The organism is Actinokineospora sp. UV203 (assembly GCF_056323665.1).
The window spans coordinates 3,855,225-3,872,941 of record NZ_CM150484.1 but is presented as its reverse complement, the minus strand read 5'-3'; the positions used below and the strand labels follow the sequence as shown (position 1 = coordinate 3,872,941).

Sequence of the window (17,717 nt, the reverse complement as noted above, 5' to 3'; positions counted from 1 at the left end):
CGTTCGGGTTGGCCAGTCGGGTCGGTCGGCCACCCAGCCCATCCGCCCGGCCCATCCGTCCACCAGCCCCTTCAGTTGGCTGCCCCGCGGGGAGGCTGCCACTCCAGCCGGTCGGCGCCGGTCAGCAGGCGCAGGTGGGCGGGCAAGCAAGGCGGGGACGTGGATTCGTGGTGTGGGCGATCCCGCCGCCGTTAGGCGGTTCCGTGTGGGCGTGCCTCACGAGGCTGGAACGACACTGGACCGCTATCCCGACCAGGGATAGCGGCCCAGCGCTGTCATGGATCAACCGGTCCGATGGTGATCGGTGGCCCGTTGCCCCCGCCGTTGCCTGGCGGCCCGGTTCCGGGTCCCGGTGGTGGCGGCAGGCCTGGGCCGGTGCCCGGTGGGGGCTCCGACGGCGGGATCGGCGCGTCCGACGTCTTCGGTGGCGGGACGTAGCCCGAGCTCACGAAGATGGTGATCATCTCGCCCGCCAGGGCGGCCCCGCGTGGTGACTGGCCGACGACGGTGCCCTTCTTGGCCGCGTCGTTGCGGGTCTTGGGGGCTACCTGGTAGCCCGCGTTCTGCAGGATGGACGTCGCCTCTTCCTGGGACTTGCCGATGACGTCCGGGACCTTGATCTCCGGGCCGCCCTCGAGGTACCGCTGGTCGGCGGGGGGCAGACCGTCGGCGGGTTGCCCCTCCAGGACCTTCGACATCGTGTTGAACCAGGTGCGGGCGGGGACCCGGCCGCCGTAGATGTTGCCGCCGCCGCCGCACAGCCGCGGTGGGTCGCCGTCGCAGATGCCCTGGGGGCGGGGGCTGTCGTTGAACGTCAGGACGGCCGCCGCGAGTTGCGGGGTGGCGCCGACGAAGCCCGCCGACTTGTGGTCCTGGGTGGTGCCGGTCTTGCCGATCATCGGCCGGTTCCAGCCGACCTGACCCGCCGCGGTGCGGGCGGTGCCGCTGCCCTCGTGGTCCTTGCCGAGCCCATGGGCGAGCGTGTTGGCCAGCGGCTCCGCCACGGCCTGCTCACACGGCTGCTCATTGATCTCGATCTTCTTGCCGTCCCGGTCCAGCACCTCGACCAGCGGCGTCGGCGGACACCAGACGCCGCCACTCATGATGGTGGCGCCGACGTTGGCCAGCTCCAGGGTGCTCAGCGGGCCTGGGCCGAGGGTGAACGAACCCTCGCCGGGGTTGTTGGGCTTCGGCTTGAAGAAGTCGGACTGGCTCAGCTTGACCTCGGCCCGCTTGCCGTTCGGGTCCGGGTCGACGCCCGCCAGGCTGGCCTGCATGGTGTCGCGCAGGCCGAGCCTGCTCGCCATGTCGACGACCGGGCCCATCCCGACCCGCTCTTCGAGGATCACGAATCCGGTGTTCGGCGACGTGGCCAGCGCGTCCTGCAAGGTCATCTTGGCCGGGTAGTTCGGGCCCGCGTTCTCCACGCAGTACCAACGGGTGTTCGGCTGCCCGGTCGCCGGACAGCTCTTGCCGCCACCGCGGAAGACGCTGGAGACGTGCTTGAACGGCACATTGATCTGGTTCATGATGCCGCCGCCCTTCTCCAGGTAGGCCGCGGCGGTGAAGATCTTGTAAATGGACCCGGCGCCGAACTTGTTGGCGATCCGGCTCGGCAGACCGTAGGTCGTCTGGCCTTTCGCCTGGTCCAGGCCGTAGTCACGGTTGGCGACCAAGGCGATGACCTGGTGGCGCTCCTTGCCGGGCCGCACGATCGCCATCGTGTTCGCGATACCCGGCTGCGTCTTCGGGACCTGGCCCTCGGCGGCGGCCTTCGCCAGCTGGGTGGCGCGGGCGTCGAAGCTGGTCTTGATCGTGTAGCCGCCGGTCTGGATCTGGTCCTGGGTGAAGCCGAGCTTCTGCAGGTACTCGTAGACGTACTGGCAGAAGAAGCCGTACTCCGGCCCGGCGCCGACGCAGTTCGCCGCGGGCTTCTTCGGGGCGGGGAGGATCCCGAGGTCTTCCTTCTTCGCGGCCTCGGCGGCGTCGGGGGAGAGCTTCTCGTTCTCGACCATCTTGTCGATCACGACGTTGCGCCGGGCGAGCGTCTCCGTCGGCTTGCGCCACGGGTTGTAGAGGACCGGGTTGTTCACCGCGCCCGCGAGCAGGGCGGCCTGGGCGACCGAGAGCTTGTCCGGCGTGGTGCCGAAGTAGGCGCTCGACGCGGCGCCGATGCCGTAGACCTCGTAGGCGAACTCGACCACGTTGAGGTAGCCGGTGAGGATGTCTTCCTTGCTCATCTTCTGCTCGAGCTGGATCGCGATCCGCGCCTCGCGCAGCTTGCGCGCGATGGTCTGCTCCTGGGCCTTGGACTGCTCGGTCTTGTTGCCCCGGTTGACCACGTTGATCAGGTAGTTCTTGACGTACTGCTGGGTCAGCGTGGACGCGCCCTGCACGTCGCCGCCGGTCTGGTTCGACACGGCGGCGCGGATGGTGCCCTTCCAGTCGACACCGTTGTGCTGGTAGAACCGGCGGTCCTCGATCGAGACCAGCGCCGCCTTCATGGTCGGCGAGATCTGGTCCGGGGTGACCGGGATCCGGTACTGGTCGAACAGCGACGCGATCGGAACCCCCGCGCTGTCGGTGATCGTGGTGATCAGCGGCGGGTCGGTCGCGACAAGGTCGGCCGACACACTGTCGATCGTGTCACTGGCTCGGTTCGACACCACCCCGAGTGCCCCCATGACAGGGAACATCATCCCGGCCACGAGCACACCGGCGAGCAGGCAAAGACCGAGTAGTTTCAGCAGGCTGTCTCCCAAACGCACATGGTCAGCCTACGCGCCTGGCGGTCGGCTCACCGTGAGACGACGCGCGCCTGTGGATAACTCGCGGGGGCGCGGGATTCTCTCACCTGGGGAGGTTGCGAGTTCATCAAATTGCGTAACGCGCGTCTCCCCGATGTTTTCGATGGAACCGATACCCACTAAGGTTCGTCAACGTCTCACGACAGGCAGAACAGCCCACGGGCTGGGACGCAACCGGTACCGGGGGGTATTCGGTTCAGGGTCGCGACGACGACAGGGGTGGGGGCTATGCATCTCGAAACCAAGGTCGACTGGCGAGTTCGCGCGACGTGCCGTGACGAGGATCCGGACGGTCTGTTCGTCCGCGGCGCCGAGCAGCGCAAGGCCAAGCTGGTGTGTATCGCGTGTCCGGTGCGGACCGAGTGCCTCGCGGAGGCGCTGGACAACCGCATCGAGTTCGGCGTGTGGGGCGGCATGACCGAGCGGGAACGCCGGGCGCTGCTACGCCGCAGGCCGGACGTGCTTTCCTGGCGCGACCTGCTCGACAACGCGCGGCGGAGTCACTCCTTCGACGACGAGGAAGAAGACGTCCGCGTCGGCTGATCTCCGGCCAGGCTCGTCCCGATCCGCCGCAGGCCTTCCAGGTCGTGCACGTCGGCGGGCATCGCGGGCACGTGGACCAGCGCGACCGCCGGGTGTGCCTTGGTGAAGCGGGAGATCAGTCGACGCTCCCGCTGCGCCAGCGCCACCCGGTCGGCGTGCAGCCGCAGCACGGCCGCGGCCAGGGGGGCCTCACCGGCCGACTCCAGGCTGTCGGCCGCGGCGATCGCCTTCGGCGCGGACAGCGCGGTGAGCACCGGGTGGGTCCGGTTGACGACCAGCCCGGCCAGCGGCATCGACTCGGCGGCCAGCCGCTCGACGAAGTAGCTGGCCTCGCGCAGCGCGTCCGGTTCGGGCGCGGCGATCACGACGAACGCCGTGCCCTCCGACCGCAGCAGCTCGTAGGTCTTCTGGGCGCGCTCGCGGAAGCCGCCGAACATGCCGTCGAAGGCCTGCACGAACGCGGACGCGTCGGCGAGCAGCTGACCGCCCACGATCGTGGACACGGCCTTCGCGAACAGGCCGAACCCGGCGCTGACGACCTTGCGCAGACCCCAGCCGCCCGCCCGGGCGGGCCCGGTCAGCAGCTTGATCATGCGGCCGTCGAGCGCGGTGGACAGCCGCTGCGGCGCGTCGAGGAAATCCAGCGCGGACCGCGACGGCGGGGTGTCGACGATGATCAGGTCCCACTGCGCCTCGCCTGCGAGCTGCCCGAGCTTCTCCATCGCCATGTACTCCTGGGTGCCGGAGAACGACGTGGAGATCGTCTTGTAGAACGGGTTCCGCAGGACTTCCTGCGCGCGCTTCTCGCCCGCGTGCGCCAGCACCATGTCGTCGAACGTCCGGCGCATGTCGAGCATCATCGCGCTCAGCTCGCCCGCGGGCTCGAAGCCTTCGACGGACACCGATTTCGGGGTGTTGCCCAGTTCCTTCAGGCCCAGCGCTTGGGCGAGCCTTCGCGCGGGGTCGATCGTCAGCACCACGGCCTTGCGGCCGCGCTCGGCCGCGCGCACGGCGATCGCGGCGGCGGTCGTCGTCTTGCCGACGCCGCCGGAGCCGCAGCAGACGATGACGTGGGTGGCGGGGTCGTCGATCAGCGCGTCGACGTCGAGGCCGCTCATCGGACGCCCTGGTCGACTAGGGACTCGGCGAGTTCGTACAGCGCGGCCGTGTCGACACCGTCGACGAGGTCGGGCAGTTCGACGGCGGGCAGGTCGACCTCCGCGAGCTGAGCGCGCGCGCTCTGTTCGGCCTGGACTCTGATGGCGTGTTCCACGGTTTCCTCGACCAACCCGTCGATGTCCTCGGCGGAGAGCTTCAGGCCCGCCGACATGAGCCCGTCGCGCACCCTCGTCGCGTCGACCCGGCCGTCGGCGGCCGCGGTGACCGAGCGGGCGGGCAGCCGCGGCGGCCGGACCCGGTTGACCATGATCGCGCCGGGCCGCAGGTCGGCCTCATCGAGTTCCTCGACGGCCTCGACGGTCTCCCGCACCGGCATCTCCTCCAGCAGGGTGACCAGGTGGATGGCGGTGTCACCGGAGTGCAGCAGCCGGATCACGCCGTCGCTCTGCCCCTTGATCGGGCCGACCTTGGCCAGGTCGGCCATGGCCTTGGTGACGTCGAGGAACTTCACGATCCGGCCGGTCGGCGGCGCGTCGAGCACGACCGCGTCGTAGACGTGCCTGCCGTGGTCGTCGGTGCGCGTCACGCACTCTTTGATCTTGCCGGTGAGCAGCACGTCGCGCAGGCCCGGCGCCAGGGTTGTGGCGAACTCGATCGCGCCCATCCGGCTCAGCGTGCGGCCCGCGAACCCCAGGTTGTAGAACATTCCGAGGTATTCGAGCAGCGCGGCCTCGACATTGATGTGCAGCGCCTTGACTTCCCCGCCCGCCGCGGTCAGCGCGACCCGCTCCTCGGAGTACGGCAGCGGCTGGGTGTCGAAGAGCTGGGCGATGCCCTGCCTGCCCTCGACCTCGACCAGCAGCACCCGCTTGCCCGCCGACGCGATGGCCAGCGCGAGCGCCGCGGCGAGGGTGGTCTTGCCGGTGCCGCCCTTGCCCGTGACCACGTGCAGTCGGGCGCGGGCGACTTCCTCTGTCCAGCCGACGACGGGTGTAGTCACGACATTCAGCGTAATTGCCCGGTAGGCGCTCCCGCCCGACCGGTCAGCCGACGAGCAGCATCGCCGCCCCGGCGATCCCGACGACGATGACGACGCCCCAGGCCACGGGCGGTGCGAGGACCGTCAGCGTCAGCACGCACAGCAACGCCAGGACAGTGACGCAGATCGCGCCCGCGATCGCGACGCTTCCCGCGGAGCCGGTGCGTTCGCGCACTTTGGCCATCGTGACCAGCAACAAGACGATTCCGCCCGCACCGAGCAGGGCGGCCGCGAGCACACGCCAGGTCTCCACTTCGCAACCGTACCCATCAACTGTATGAAGCTGTTCTAGGCTGCCGCCCATGACGAAGTGGGAGTACGCCACGGTGCCACTGTTGATCCACGCGACCAAGCAGATCCTCGACCAGTGGGGCGAGGACGGCTGGGAGTTGGTGAGCGTCGTCCCCGGGCCGACCGGTGAGCAGATGGTCGCCTACCTCAAGCGTCCCAAGGGGGCCTGATGAGCAGGCACGACCGTCTCGCCGAACTGGGCATCGAACTGCCCAAGGTGCCCGCCCCCGCGGGGTCCTACCTCCCGGCCGTGCGCACGGGCTCCCTGGTCTACACCTCGGGCCAGGTGCCGATCGTCGACGGGGCGGTGGTGGCCACCGGCAAGGTGGGCGCCGACATCAGCCCTGAGCTCGGCGCCGAGCTCGCCCGGATCTGCGCGCTCAACGCGCTGGCCGCGATCGACAGCTTCATCGGGCTCGACGCGGTGACCAGGGTCGTCAAGGTCGTCGGGTTCGTCGCCTCCGCCGAGGGCTTCACCGGCCAGCCCGGCGTGCTCAACGGCGCGTCCGACGTGCTGGCCGAGATCTTCGGCGAGGTCGGGCGGCACGCGCGTTCCGCCGTCGGGGTCGCCGAGCTGCCGCTGGGTGTGCCGGTCGAGGTCGAGCTGATCGTCGAGGTCGCGTGAGCGCCGCGGCCGAGTGCCACGAGCTGCTGCTGCGGCTCGCCGGCCGACTCGGCGACCGGGAGCTCTGGCGGCTGCGTGACTGGCTGGCCAGCGACTCGCTCGACGCGGTCGCGCGCGCTCTGCCGCTGACCCTGCTGCGGGAGCGGGTCGCGATCACGCCCGCCGAGTTTCGCCTGATCAACAGCGCGCTGCTGCCGTCCGGCGCGGACGGCGAACGGCTCAATGCGGTCTCGTGGGTAGACGAAGTCGACGATCTCGACTACACCTTCTCTGCGGAGTCGCCCGAATGGGTGAGCATGGGCGATTCGGTCGCGGTCGTCCTCATGGCGATGCTGCGCGGTCGGCCCGACGTGGTCGAGGCGCGGTCGGCGTGGCGGCGCGACCGGGCCGGGGGCGGCGCGGCGACCAGGGTCGTCCTGGTCATCGCCACCGGTGACGCGGCCCGGCTCACCGGGGAACTGCAGCGGGTGCTGCGGGCCCTCGGGACCTACGAACCGGCCGTCGAGGTCCTCCCGGACGACCTCGAGATGCCCGCGTACCACGAGGCCGCCTACGCGGCTTCGGAACCGCTGGTGGCCAAGGGGCACTTAGTCCCGAGCTAGCCCGACTACGTGGAGGGGTCCATCGTGACGAAGGTCGCCGCTGGTGCCGGATGGGCGGGAGTGACACTCCCGGTCCGCGTCCATGATCTTTTGTTGTCGCTCGCGGGCAGGCTCGATGACGACGCCTTGGCCGACGCCCGCGAGCTGCTCGCCTCCACCGAAGTCGACCGGGCGCTGGAGCTGATCGTCGGCTCGCTGGCCGCGGGTCCGATCCCGGTCACCCGGGTCGAGCGCGACGAGCTGACCGAGCTGATGGTGGCGGCGCACTGCGACCCGGCGGTGGTCGAGCGGATCAGGGTGATCGAGACCGCGGTCAGCACGACCCACAAGTTCTCCGCGGGCAAGATCGGCGGCGTCGGCGCCGACCAGGGGGTCGCCGAGGCGACGATCCAGGTCCTCGACGTCCTCCCCGACATCCGAGCGGTGTGGGCGGTCTGGCGGCTGACCCCGGCGGGGGCAGCGTCCGGCCCGGTGCCGCACCGGATCGTGCTCATCCGGATCGGCCCGACCGGCTCCGGCCCGGCCACCGCGTACCGCGTCGAGCACGCGCTGCGCCGCGCCGGGCTGACCGCGTCTGTCGAGGTTCTGCGCGACAGCACGGAATCCAGCGACTACCACCACTCGGCGATGCGCTACGCGACGTCGGTTCCGCTGGAGCGCACGTCGTCCAAGCCGCCGGTCACGAAGGCGTGGAAAGAGCGGGCCGCCGCCGAGACCAAGCCCGTCACCACGCCGGAGCCCTGGATTCCGCAGGCGAGCGACGGCGAGGCCGACGACGACCAGGAACTGACCCTGCTGCGCGAACTGCAGGAAGAACTCGCCCGACGCGAGGGTGGCGGCGACACGCCCGGCTGGAAGTCGAGTGAGTCCTACGGCTGGCAGGAAGCCAACCGGTCGACCCTGGTCAACGGCGTTCCGTTGCAGCAGAAGGAAAAGAGCTAGAGTTTTGCGGCCACCGCGCCGAGCAGCCGCTGAATCATGAGTCCTCTATGGACGTTCAATGGATGCTCGGTGCGGCGGTCGCGGACCAGGCCGGTGAAGTCGTCGAGCAGTGCGGCGTAGGCGTCTTGGGCGCTGCCCACCCGGCCGCTCAGCTCGCGGTATCCGCCGTCGCCGTAGACCGACACGTCGGTGACGGTGGGGTCGACCGGCATGAACATCGACAGGGTCGAGGTGCTGGTCGCGCCGCTCTCGTGCGCCAGGACGACGGTCCAGAGGTCGGCCACGCCATGGTGGGCGGCGACGACCTCGACCACGGGCCCGAGGGCGGCGTCGAGCAGGTCGAAGACGTGCGGCCCGACGTCGACGAGCGCGCCGCCCGCGTGCCGCCAAGTCGACCCTGAGTACTTGCCGCCCAGTAGGGCCCCGGACAGCCACCGCGCGTTGCCGCCCGACCAGGTCTGTCCCTGAACGTCATCGAGCCACTGGATGACCTCCGGCGCGAACCGGCGGATGAAGACGACCATCGACGCGACCCCCGCCCGCTCGATGGCGTCGACCAGGCGTTCGGCGGTCTCGACGGAGTCGGCGATCGGCTTCTCAAGGATGACGTGCTTGCCCGCGTTGGCCGCCTTGATCGCCATCTCGGCCTGGATGGCGGGCGGGACGGCGAAGGCGACGGCGTCCACAGTGGACAGCAGCTCGTCGAAATCCGCGATGACCGGGACGCCCATGTCGGCCGCCGCCTCCGGCCGCCTCGCCCACACGGCTGCCAACTCGGTCCCCGGGTGCGCTGCGATGCCCGGGGCGTGCACCGCCGTCGCCCATGGCCCCGCTCCAACCAACCCGACTCGTAAAACAGTGTCGTCCATGGGCCCATTTTGCCGGAATGGTCTATACCTCGCGCAGGTGGTCGTGACGGAAGGCCGCAGGTGTCAGCCGCGGCCGATCGCTCAATAGCCGAAAATGTTGTTCGAGCGGGGGGAGCCTGCCTCGAACCGGGTTTCCACGTCCTCGTAGCTCTGCCAGCTCTCGGTGTCGTCCGGGTCGAGCACGTGCAGCCACGTGCCTTCCGCCGTCCCGTCGGTCTTGGCGCCCGCGATGACGATCCGGTGCCATGGCGCGCCGGGGACGATGATGCCCTTGGGGCCGTTGTCGAGCAGTTGCAGCCAGCCCTCGGGGGTGTAGCAGGCGGGGGCCACCAGGAACATGTCGAGCTGCGCGAGCGCTGTGTCGACCTCGGACACCGTGGCGCCGTCCCTGGGCAGGCCGACGTGGTCGCACAGGGTGTGGTCGTCGAAGTTCGAGCCGTCGCGGTAGTTGACGATCATCGCCAGGCACGCGGCCCAGCAGGTGTCCTGGCTCTGCTGGGCGATGTAGGTGACCGCGTGGTCGACCTCGCCCGGCTCCCAGCCGGTGGTTCCGTCGCCGGTCGCGTCGGTGCCCTCCGGGTCCGGTTCGCCGGGCGGCAGCGACACGTGGTCGCGCAGCCCGCCCCAGGTCTGCCGTCCGACGATGCCGTCGACCTGCATGTTCATCGCGGTCTGGTAACTACGGACGGCGGCGTCGAGGGCCTCGTCGAACACCCCGGTGTCGTCGCCGTCCCAGTAGCCCTCGTTGCGGAGGAGCTGTTGAAGGTAGGTCACCCAGTCCGACTCGGTTGACCCCGTGCGCAGAAGGATTTCGCCAGCCATGCGTCCAGGGTCGAGCACGTCGGCGGCGGTGGTAATGCCCTTCCGGGCAGTCATCGGTTCGGCCCTGCGGACATGGGTGGAGCCGTTCGGCGCGTGGCCGGTGGCACAGTCCGGCGCGGTGCCGACCGCGTAGGGTCGGGGCGTGCGTGAGCTGCCCAAGGAACTGGTGCTGCCGGAGGGGTTCGTCCCCGCGGAGCCGCCCGACCCGCCGGTCGTCCCGAAGGACGCCGCGACCGTGATCCTGGTCCGTGACGGCGAACCCGGCCTGGAGGTCTTCCTGCTGCGGCGGGTGGTCGGGATGGCCTTCGCCGGCGGCATGACGGTGTTCCCCGGCGGCGGCGTCGACCCGCGCGACGCGGACGCCTCCGTCGCCTGGCACGGTCCAGACCCGGCGTGGTGGGCCGAGCGGTTCGGCTGTTCTCCGTCGATGGCACGCGCCCTGGTCTGCGCGGCGGTGCGGGAGACGTTCGAGGAGTCCGGTGTCCTGCTGGCAGGCCGGGACGCGGGCAGCATCGTCTCCGACGCGCGCCCCTTCCACGCTGCCCGACAGGACTTGGTCGACCGCAAGTACTCCTTCGCCCAGTTCCTCGCCGACAACAACCTCGTCCTGCGCGCCGACCTCCTCCGCCCCTGGGCGAACTGGGTCACCCCCGTCGAGGAACCCCGCCGCTACGACACCCGCTTCTTCCTCGCTGCCATGCCGGTGGGCCAGCACGCCGACGGCGACACCACCGAGGCCGAGGACGTCGCCTGGCAGCCCCCGTCGGAGGCCCTGCGCGACTGGGCGGAAGGCCGACGAGGCCTGCTCCCGCCCACGTGGGTGACCCTCGCCGACCTCGACGAGCACGCGACGGTCGCCTCCGCGATGGCCGCCGAACGCGCCGTCGACAAGATCATCCCCAAGGTCGTCCGCGACGGCACCCAGGTCCGCGTGGTCCTACCCGGCGACCCGGCGTACGGGGTCGCCGAATGAGCCACCCCGCCTACGGCGTCGTCCGGCAGGTCACGCCCTTTGCCTCGGTGCTGCTGGAAGACAACCCCAGTGCGATGACCCTGGACGGCACCAACACCTGGCTCCTCCGCGCCCCCGGCGCCGAGGGTTGCGTCGTGGTCGACCCGGGTTACGAAGACGAGCCACACCTGACCCGCGTGATCGAGGCCGCGGGCAAGATCGAGGCCATCCTCATCACCCACCACCACGCCGACCACGTCCAAGGCGCCACCTGGCTGGCCCGCCACGCGGACGCGCCCGTGCGAGCGTTCGATCGTGAACTGTGTCTTGGCGAAGGTCCTCTCGTCGACGGCGAAGAACTGACGTTGGCGGGACTGGGCCTGGAAGTCATCCACACCCCCGGGCACACGGCCGACTCGATCTGCCTCGCCATTGACCACAATGGACAGTCGGCGATGCTGACCGGCGACACCGTGCTAGGTCGCGGGACAACCGTGATCGCTCCACCGGACGGCGACCTCGGCCAGTACTTGGACTCCCTTCGACTACTCAGCGGCAGGCGGGGTGTGGTGCTGCCAGGCCACGGACCGGACCTGCCGGACCTGGCGCTGGTAGCGGGACAGTATTTGGCGCACCGGGAAGTACGTCTCGACCAGATTCGGGCGGCCCTGCGAACCCTCGGAACAACGGCGACTCCTGGACAGGTAGTAGAGATCGTTTACGCGGACGTCGACCAGTCCCTATGGCCGGCGGCTGAGTGGTCTGTCCATGCACAGCTGGAATACCTGCGCCGCACCGAACAAGCCTGATCCGCGTCTCGGGGGACATCACTGGCCGGAAACGCAAGGGGCGCAACCAACGACTCGACTGAGTAACCCGCCCTACCAGCACGAACGCATGAGGCTGATCCCACCGACCTGTTTGATGGTCGCCGGCCAAGGGCTCGCCCCCGCGAACGCTAGGGCTGATCCCAAACAGGCACCAGCAGCCGGAGCCAGCCGGCGAACCACCCAATAGGCGCCAACCCCTTAGCCTGCAAGGGAATCGCCGAGTCAGCCGGTCTTCGGCGGCAGCATCGGCATGATGATGTACCGCAACTCCACCTCCCCACTCTCCACAGCCGTCACGACCGTCGCCCGCATCCCCGGCTGGATCGCGAGCCGGATCCGCCTGCCCGCGAACGGGCGTAAGGCGTCGATCAAGTAGCGGGCCTGGTAGGACGGGCTGGTTCGGCCGCCGTCGACTGTGGCTTTCACGGATTCCTCCGCTTCTCCGGTCTGCCGGTCCGAGGTGCGCAAACGCACTTCGCTGTCGCCGACTTCGAGGGAGATCACGCCCCGGGCGTCGGTGTAGAGGGCGACTCGGCGGGTGGCGCCGGCAAGGGCGTCGGCGTCGGCTTCGAGGTGGGTGTCGAAGTCGGACAGGGCGAGCTTGGACTCCGACAGGTAGGTGCCGTCCAGCACCGCGGTGGTCACAACCATGTCTTCCCAGGCGAGCGACAGCCGGTTGGCGTCGACGCCGATCGACACGTCGCCCACCACCTGCTTGCCGATCTCCGCCAGCAGGGTGGCCGGGATGAGGGCGTCGATCGTCGACGGCCCCGGATTCCACGGGATCGTGGCGATGGCCATCCGGTAGCGGTCCGTGGCCCGCAGCACCAGCTTGTCGCCCTCCGACCGCACCCGGACACCGGTGAAGATCGGCAGCGCTTCGTCGCGGGCGGCTGTGGTGGCGACCGTGGACAGGGCCGAGGCGAACACCGCCGCCGACACGGAGCCGCTGGGGGCGGGCGGCTCGGCGACGCCGGGGTGCAGGTCGACGTCGAGCAGCGGCAGGGCGAAGCGGGCGCCCTCCGCCCGGATGGCGAGGCGGGCGCCCTCGACGACCAGCCGGACCTGTGGTTGTTCCAGCGCCCGCAGCGTCTCCGCCAGCGGTTTGGCCGGGACCAGCACCTGACCCTCGGTGTGCACGAGCGCGTCGCAGCTGATGCACGCTGTGCGTTCGCGGTCGTTGGCGGCGAGCACCACGCCCCGGGCGTCGGCGGTGAGTAGTAAGCCGCCGAGCACCGGGTCGATCAGCTTGCCCGGCACCAGCCGGACGACGTCGGCGGCGGCCGCGGCGAGCTTCGCTGTGGTGATCGTCAAGTCCATGAGGCGACCGTAGCTCGATCCACCGACACATGCGGAAAATTGTCCACAGGTGGTCAGACGAGCGCGGGTTCCATGGCCTTGACCTGGGTGTTCACGTCGACGACCGTGCCCCGCCGGGCGTAGACGACGGCGGCGAAGAGCAGTCCGACGACGCTGGCGCCCAAGTACGACGACGCGATGCTCACGTGTTCCACGAGGTATCCGCTCACCGACTGCCCGAGCGCCAGGCCGAGGGTCACCGCGGTGATCACCCAGCCGAACGCCTCCGTGACCGTGCCCTTCGGCGCGACCAGTTCGAGCGCCGCCGAGTGGGCGGTGGCCTGCGGCGTGACGAGCATGCCCGCCACCAGCAGCGCCGCGCCGAGCCACACCAGGGTGGTCGGTATCGCGAGGAACGCCACGAGCACCGCGAACCCGCCGAGGAGCACCGGCAGCCGCAGCGACATCGCCCGCGGCCACGGACGAATTCCGTAGAGCACGCCGAAGATGACCGAGCTGATCGACCACAGTCCGAGCAGGAACCCACCGGCGGGCGGGTTGCCCGCGGTCGTGGCGGCGGCTGGGACGGCGACCTCGATGAAGCCGATGGTCGCGCCGAAGCCCATCGCGGCCAAGGCCACGGTGCGCATGCCCGGTGAGGCCAGGGCGCCGAGCATGCCGTGGTCCCCGCGGTCGGCCCGGTTCGGCCGGAAGTGGCGCACGGTCGGCATCAGCGCGAACGACGTGCCGCCGACGATCATGCATGCGGCACCCGCGACCACGCCGGTCCCCGCCCACGGCGCCGCGAGCAGCACACCGGCCAGGGCGGGGCCGAGGATGAAGAAGACCTCCATGCTGATCGCCTCATAGGCGAACGCCGCGTTTCGGGCGGGGCCCGCGGGCAACAGCCGGGTCCAGTTCGCCCGGGACGCCGAACCGATCATCGGCTCGGTGGTGCCGACGGCGAAACCGAGGATGACCAGCAGGTACGTCGGGGCGTGCGCCTCGACCGCCAGGATGGCCACGGTGGTGAACACCGCGAATATGGCCGACGCGACCAGGAGCGGTCGCGAGGGGCCGACCCGGTCCATGATCCGGCCCTGGGTCACCGACCCGACGGCCACGCCGATCAGCGAACCTGCCGAGACGAGGCCGGCGATAGCGAACGACCCGGTCGAGCGCTGGACATAGAGCAGCAGCGAAAGGCCCATCATCGCGATCGGCAGCCTGCCGACCAGGGCCGACAACACCGGACCGCGCGCGCCTGGGGTCGTCAGGGCCGTGCGGTAGTCGGCGAAACCGGCAGAGTGGGACATGCGTACCAGTATGCCGCACTCTGGTACGGACGTACCAGTAAATATTGGGTGGTTTAAGACACCAGGTTTGGTGGTAGGTCTCGGTTGAATAACGGTAGAGGGTGTTCCGTGCGAACTCGCGCAACGAAACCCGGCGATCGGAGTCCTTGAGGGTGATACCTCTTGAGGTCAGCGCCAGAGATTTGCGATGGTCTGTATGTAGGGCGTTACACCCAACTGGCGGAACGCGATACGCCAACTGAATACCACGATTTCCCTCCGGCATACGGGTTCGGGGCCTAACCCGGAGGGCGGGGAGCGTGGACCGTCGGGGGATGGTTCGCGCACTTGCGAGAGGTCGGTGCGCCGCGTCGGGGGCGGCGCCCGACCTCTCGCCTCTTTATTCGGCTGTCAGCGGGCCCGGCGGGCGAGCCGCTCGGGGTCGAGAATCAGCACGCTCTTGCCTTCGAGCCGCAGCCAGCCGCGGTGCGCGAAGTCGGCGAGCGCCTTGTTGACGGTCTCGCGGGAGGCGCCGACGTACTGGGCGATTTCCTCCTGCGTGAGGTCGTGGGTGACGCGCAGCAGCCCGGCTTCTTGGCTGCCGAAACGCTGTGCGAGCTGCAGCAACGCCTTGGCGACGCGGCCGGGCACATCCGTGAAGATGAGGTCGGCCAGCATGCCGTTGGTCCGCCGCAGCCGTCGGGCGATCACGCGGAGCAACTGCTCGGCGATCTCCGGTCGGGTACCGATCCACTGGCGAAGCGCCGGTCGGTCCATCGTCACCGCGCGTACCTCGGTGACCGTGGTCGCCGTCGACGTGCGCGGGCCCGGGTCGAAAATCGACAGCTCGCCGAACATGTCGGACGGTCCGAAGATTCCGAGCAGGTTCTCGCGGCCGTCCGGAGACTTCCGCCCAAGCTTCACCTTGCCGGACTGGATGATGTACAGCCGGTCGCCGGGCTCGCCTTCGGCGAAGATCACGTGTCCCCGGGGGAAATCCACGGCTTCGAGCGTCTGTGCGAGCGCTTCCGCCGCGGCCGGCTCGACCCCTTGGAAGATGCCCGCACGGGCCAGGGTCTCATCCACCTCGGTCCTCCTGTATCCACCTCGGCCGCCGCATCAATGCGGCGCCGACTCACGCTTACAGTGTAGGGCGTTCGCCAGGTTTGCCCTGACGGCTCGCCGACAGCGCGGGTCGCGCGTTCGGCGGGCCGATGATCGCCCAGTTGGATGACCCTAGCGCCTATGCCCCGCCCTTGCGACCGCGCAGCTTCGCGGCGCGTCCACCGACCCTGCGCAGCCGGAACAGCTCAAGTGCGCGGCCGATGCCGTGGCCGAAGAGAGCACGGACCTCGTCGGGCCGGGCGGACTCCAGGAACTCCTCGACATCGGTCTCTTGGACCGCGACATGGCGGATGCGGGTTTCCACGCGTTCCATGAACAGCGCGAAAAACATGATCACCAGGGGCACTACGAACACGAACCAGACTGCCATGGTGTCGTCGATCCTCGTCTGTCGTTGAAGATTCTCGATGGTCTGATGCGTAGACGTCTGGGGCACATTTCGGGTTGTCCGACGGCCCGTAGGCTAACGAGGTGCCTCCGACCACCCGACGCCCGCCCCGTGCTGCCGCCGCGGAGGCGGACTCGGAGGCGGAATCCAGTCTCTCCTTGACCCGCCGCGCCCGCCGGATGACCCGCGCCCTGGCCGAGGGCTACCCCGACGCGCACTGCGAGCTGGATTTCACCACCCCGCTGGAGCTGGCTGTGGCGACAATCCTGTCCGCGCAGTGCACCGATGTGCGGGTCAACCTGACGACTCCCGCCCTCTTCGCAAAGTACCGCTCGGCCGCCGATTACGCCGGCGCCGACCGCGCTGAGCTGGAGGAGATGATCCGGCCGACCGGTTTCTACCGGAACAAGGCGAACTCGCTGATGGGTCTCGGCGCCGCCCTCGTCGAGGGCTTCGGCGGCGAGGTTCCCGGCAGGCTCGACGACCTGGTCAAGCTGCCCGGCATCGGCCGCAAGACCGCCAACGTGATCCTCGGGAACGCCTTCAACGTGCCCGGCATCACAGTGGACACCCACTTTGGCAGGTTGGTGCGCCGCTGGAAATGGACCGAGGAGGAAGACCCGGTCAAGGTCGAGCACGCGATCGGCGCGCTGGTCCCGCGCAAAGACTGGACCATGCTGTCGCACTGGGTGATCTTCCACGGCCGCCGTGTCTGCCACGCGCGCAAGCCCGCGTGCGGCGCCTGCCTGCTGTTCCGCGACTGCCCGTCCTACGGCGCGGGCCCGACGGAGCCGGAGCAGGCGGCGAAGCTGGTCAAGGGCGTGGAGGCCGAGCACCTGATCGCCCTGGCCGAGCGCACCCGCGACGGCTACCGGCCCGGGAAGCCGAGCGAGTGAAGTCGCGTTGGGCGTTGGTCGTGGTGATTCTCCTGGTCGCGGGGGTCGTCGCACTCTGGCCGCGCGGTGACGACCCCAAGCCCCCGGCCCCAGGTCCGGACCTGACCGCGGCGCGGGCCGAAGCGGCGCTCATGCCGTGCGCGACAGCCGCGGGCGGGCCGGAATCGGTGCGCGGGATCACAGCGGAATGCCTGGCCGACGGGGCCAGGGTCGAGGTCGCGGGGGTGCTCGCGGGCCGGCCCGTGCTGCTCAACGTGTGGGCGACGTGGTGTCAGCCGTGCCGCGAGGAACTCCCCGTCCTCGCCGAGTACGCGGCGGGCACGGACGCTATCGCCGTTGTCGGGCTCGCGATAAAGAGTCCCACCGGCGACGCTCTAGGCCTCCTACGAGACCTCAACGTCAAGTTCCCCAACCTGCTGGATACAGACGGCTCGGTCGAACGCGGCCTGAAGATCCCCGCCGCGCTGCCCGCGAGCTACCTGATCGCCGCAGACGGGACCGTGACGTTCATCTCCGACCCGCGGCTGCTGCGGTCGGTCGACGACGTGCGCGGCGCCGTCACCCGCTACCTCGGAGGCGCCCGATGACCCACGGACCGCTGGTCGACCCGGCTGAGCTGCCGGATTGGCTCGCCCCGCTGGTCGCCGCCACCGCCGACCTCGACGCGGACATGTGGCGGCGGTTCTCGCCTGCGGACGCGACCGCCCGTGACGCCGCCGTGCTGATCCTGCTGGGGGAGGACTCCGACCGGGGTCCTGACGTGCTCTTACAGTTGCGCGCGACCGGTGACGACAAGCACTCCGGTCAGGTCGCCTTTCCCGGCGGCAAGACCGAACCCGAGGACGACGGCCCGGTGGCCACCGCGCTGCGCGAGGCCATCGAGGAGACCGGCGTGGACCCGTCCGGGGTGCGACCGGTCGCGCTGCTGCCGTCGCTGCACATCCCGGTGTCGCGTTTCCACGTGACGCCGGTGATCGGGTACTGGGAGAAGCCGAGCCGGGTGTGGGCCGTCGACGCCGCGGAGACGCAGGCCGTGGCCCGGGTGCCGATCTCGCACCTGGCCGATCCGGCCAACCGGTTCATGGTGAAGCACCCGTCGGGGTACGTCGGGCCGGGTTTCGCGGTGCCGGACATGTTGGTGTGGGGTTTCACCGCGGGACTGCTGACGCTGCTGCTCGCGGTAGGCGGCTGGGAACAGCCATGGGATGCCGCGGACGTCCGTGACCTTGACGTAGCGTGGCGCTCCACCGGTAACCGAGGCGCGGAGGTCTGA

20 protein-coding genes are annotated in these 17,717 nt (G+C 69.8%); 10 read left to right on the top strand and 10 right to left on the bottom strand.

What is annotated here, in order from left to right:
* Window positions 1–275 precede the first annotated feature (275 nt).
* Window positions 276–2,768: a penicillin-binding protein gene (locus tag ACUZ2Y_RS18270; RefSeq protein ID WP_476320416.1), complete on the bottom strand. Its 2,493-nt coding sequence runs from the start codon at window positions 2,766–2,768 to the stop codon at window positions 276–278.
* A gap of 267 nt (window positions 2,769–3,035) precedes the next feature.
* Here ACUZ2Y_RS18270 and ACUZ2Y_RS18265 point away from each other — a divergent pair, with 267 nt between their 5' ends.
* Window positions 3,036–3,350: a WhiB family transcriptional regulator gene (locus tag ACUZ2Y_RS18265; RefSeq protein ID WP_091380130.1), complete on the top strand. Its 315-nt coding sequence runs from the start codon at window positions 3,036–3,038 to the stop codon at window positions 3,348–3,350.
* Here ACUZ2Y_RS18265 and bagB read toward each other — a convergent pair.
* From bagB to ACUZ2Y_RS18250, 3 genes are read right to left on the bottom strand one after another with little or no spacing between them, the layout of a single operon-like run.
* Window positions 3,308–4,468 (bottom strand): ATPase BagB, encoded by a 1,161-nt coding sequence (gene bagB / locus ACUZ2Y_RS18260; protein WP_476320414.1) that lies wholly within the window; start codon window positions 4,466–4,468, stop codon window positions 3,308–3,310. The two genes, ACUZ2Y_RS18265 and bagB, sit on opposite strands and share 43 nt — an antisense overlap.
* Window positions 4,465–5,469, bottom strand: a complete 1,005-nt coding sequence (bagA, locus tag ACUZ2Y_RS18255; RefSeq protein ID WP_476320412.1) for an ATPase BagA — start codon at window positions 5,467–5,469, stop codon at window positions 4,465–4,467. Before bagA ends, bagB begins: the two co-directional genes overlap by 4 nt.
* A 43-nt stretch (window positions 5,470–5,512) precedes the next feature.
* On the bottom strand, window positions 5,513–5,761 hold the full coding sequence (locus tag ACUZ2Y_RS18250; protein WP_476320410.1) for a hypothetical protein: 249 nt from the start codon (window positions 5,759–5,761) through the stop codon (window positions 5,513–5,515).
* Between the two features lie 49 nt (window positions 5,762–5,810).
* Between ACUZ2Y_RS18250 and ACUZ2Y_RS18245 the strand changes: the two genes are divergently transcribed.
* From ACUZ2Y_RS18245 to ACUZ2Y_RS18230, 4 genes are read left to right on the top strand one after another with little or no spacing between them, the layout of a single operon-like run.
* Window positions 5,811–5,969 carry a DUF4177 domain-containing protein gene (locus ACUZ2Y_RS18245; protein ID WP_091380118.1) on the top strand — a complete coding sequence of 53 codons (159 nt, stop codon included), beginning with the start codon at window positions 5,811–5,813 and terminating at the stop codon, window positions 5,967–5,969.
* Window positions 5,969–6,424, top strand: coding sequence for a RidA family protein (locus ACUZ2Y_RS18240; protein ID WP_476320407.1), 456 nt, complete (start codon window positions 5,969–5,971; stop codon window positions 6,422–6,424). The genes ACUZ2Y_RS18245 and ACUZ2Y_RS18240 overlap by 1 nt, the downstream gene beginning before the upstream one ends.
* On the top strand, window positions 6,421–7,026 hold the full coding sequence (locus tag ACUZ2Y_RS18235; protein ID WP_476320405.1) for a hypothetical protein: 606 nt from the start codon (window positions 6,421–6,423) through the stop codon (window positions 7,024–7,026). Before ACUZ2Y_RS18240 ends, ACUZ2Y_RS18235 begins: the two co-directional genes overlap by 4 nt.
* A gap of 24 nt (window positions 7,027–7,050) precedes the next feature.
* Window positions 7,051–7,968: a hypothetical protein gene (locus ACUZ2Y_RS18230; protein WP_476320403.1), complete on the top strand. Its 918-nt coding sequence runs from the start codon at window positions 7,051–7,053 to the stop codon at window positions 7,966–7,968.
* On the opposite strand, the gene ACUZ2Y_RS18225 is transcribed toward ACUZ2Y_RS18230, so the two are convergent.
* Both ACUZ2Y_RS18225 and ACUZ2Y_RS18220 read right to left on the bottom strand, forming a co-directional pair.
* Window positions 7,965–8,837, bottom strand: coding sequence for a Gfo/Idh/MocA family protein (locus ACUZ2Y_RS18225; RefSeq protein WP_476320401.1), 873 nt, complete (start codon window positions 8,835–8,837; stop codon window positions 7,965–7,967). The genes ACUZ2Y_RS18230 and ACUZ2Y_RS18225 overlap by 4 nt on opposite strands.
* A gap of 81 nt (window positions 8,838–8,918) precedes the next feature.
* Window positions 8,919–9,659, bottom strand: coding sequence for a peptidoglycan-binding protein (locus ACUZ2Y_RS18220; RefSeq protein WP_476320399.1), 741 nt, complete (start codon window positions 9,657–9,659; stop codon window positions 8,919–8,921).
* 151 nt (window positions 9,660–9,810) lie between these two features.
* Here ACUZ2Y_RS18220 and ACUZ2Y_RS18215 point away from each other — a divergent pair, with 151 nt between their 5' ends.
* Both ACUZ2Y_RS18215 and ACUZ2Y_RS18210 read left to right on the top strand, forming a co-directional pair.
* On the top strand, window positions 9,811–10,632 hold the full coding sequence (locus tag ACUZ2Y_RS18215) for an NUDIX hydrolase (RefSeq protein ID WP_476331920.1): 822 nt from the start codon (window positions 9,811–9,813) through the stop codon (window positions 10,630–10,632).
* Window positions 10,629–11,420, top strand: coding sequence for an MBL fold metallo-hydrolase (locus ACUZ2Y_RS18210; RefSeq protein ID WP_476320397.1), 792 nt, complete (start codon window positions 10,629–10,631; stop codon window positions 11,418–11,420). Before ACUZ2Y_RS18215 ends, ACUZ2Y_RS18210 begins: the two co-directional genes overlap by 4 nt.
* A 243-nt stretch (window positions 11,421–11,663) precedes the next feature.
* Here the strand turns inward: ACUZ2Y_RS18210 and dnaN are convergent, their stop codons facing one another.
* The 4 genes from dnaN to ACUZ2Y_RS18190 all read right to left on the bottom strand — a co-directional run bounded on the left by dnaN (window position 11,664) and on the right by ACUZ2Y_RS18190 (window position 15,530).
* Entirely contained in the window at window positions 11,664–12,761 is a 1,098-nt protein-coding gene (dnaN, locus tag ACUZ2Y_RS18205) for a DNA polymerase III subunit beta (protein ID WP_476320395.1), read from the bottom strand.
* A gap of 53 nt (window positions 12,762–12,814) precedes the next feature.
* Window positions 12,815–14,056 (bottom strand): MFS transporter, encoded by a 1,242-nt coding sequence (locus tag ACUZ2Y_RS18200; RefSeq protein WP_476320392.1) that lies wholly within the window; start codon window positions 14,054–14,056, stop codon window positions 12,815–12,817.
* A gap of 390 nt (window positions 14,057–14,446) precedes the next feature.
* Window positions 14,447–15,121, bottom strand: coding sequence for a Crp/Fnr family transcriptional regulator (locus ACUZ2Y_RS18195; RefSeq protein WP_431422965.1), 675 nt, complete (start codon window positions 15,119–15,121; stop codon window positions 14,447–14,449).
* A 157-nt stretch (window positions 15,122–15,278) separates the two neighbouring features.
* Window positions 15,279–15,530: a hypothetical protein gene (locus ACUZ2Y_RS18190; RefSeq protein ID WP_476320390.1), complete on the bottom strand. Its 252-nt coding sequence runs from the start codon at window positions 15,528–15,530 to the stop codon at window positions 15,279–15,281.
* Between the two features lie 197 nt (window positions 15,531–15,727).
* Between ACUZ2Y_RS18190 and nth the strand changes: the two genes are divergently transcribed.
* From nth to ACUZ2Y_RS18175, 3 genes are read left to right on the top strand one after another with little or no spacing between them, the layout of a single operon-like run.
* Complete coding sequence (gene nth, locus ACUZ2Y_RS18185) at window positions 15,728–16,444, top strand: endonuclease III (protein ID WP_476331918.1); 717 nt, start codon at window positions 15,728–15,730, stop codon at window positions 16,442–16,444.
* Entirely contained in the window at window positions 16,441–17,031 is a 591-nt protein-coding gene (locus tag ACUZ2Y_RS18180) for a TlpA family protein disulfide reductase (protein ID WP_476320388.1), read from the top strand. Before nth ends, ACUZ2Y_RS18180 begins: the two co-directional genes overlap by 4 nt.
* Window positions 17,028–17,717, top strand: coding sequence for an NUDIX hydrolase (locus ACUZ2Y_RS18175; RefSeq protein WP_476320386.1), 690 nt, complete (start codon window positions 17,028–17,030; stop codon window positions 17,715–17,717). Before ACUZ2Y_RS18180 ends, ACUZ2Y_RS18175 begins: the two co-directional genes overlap by 4 nt.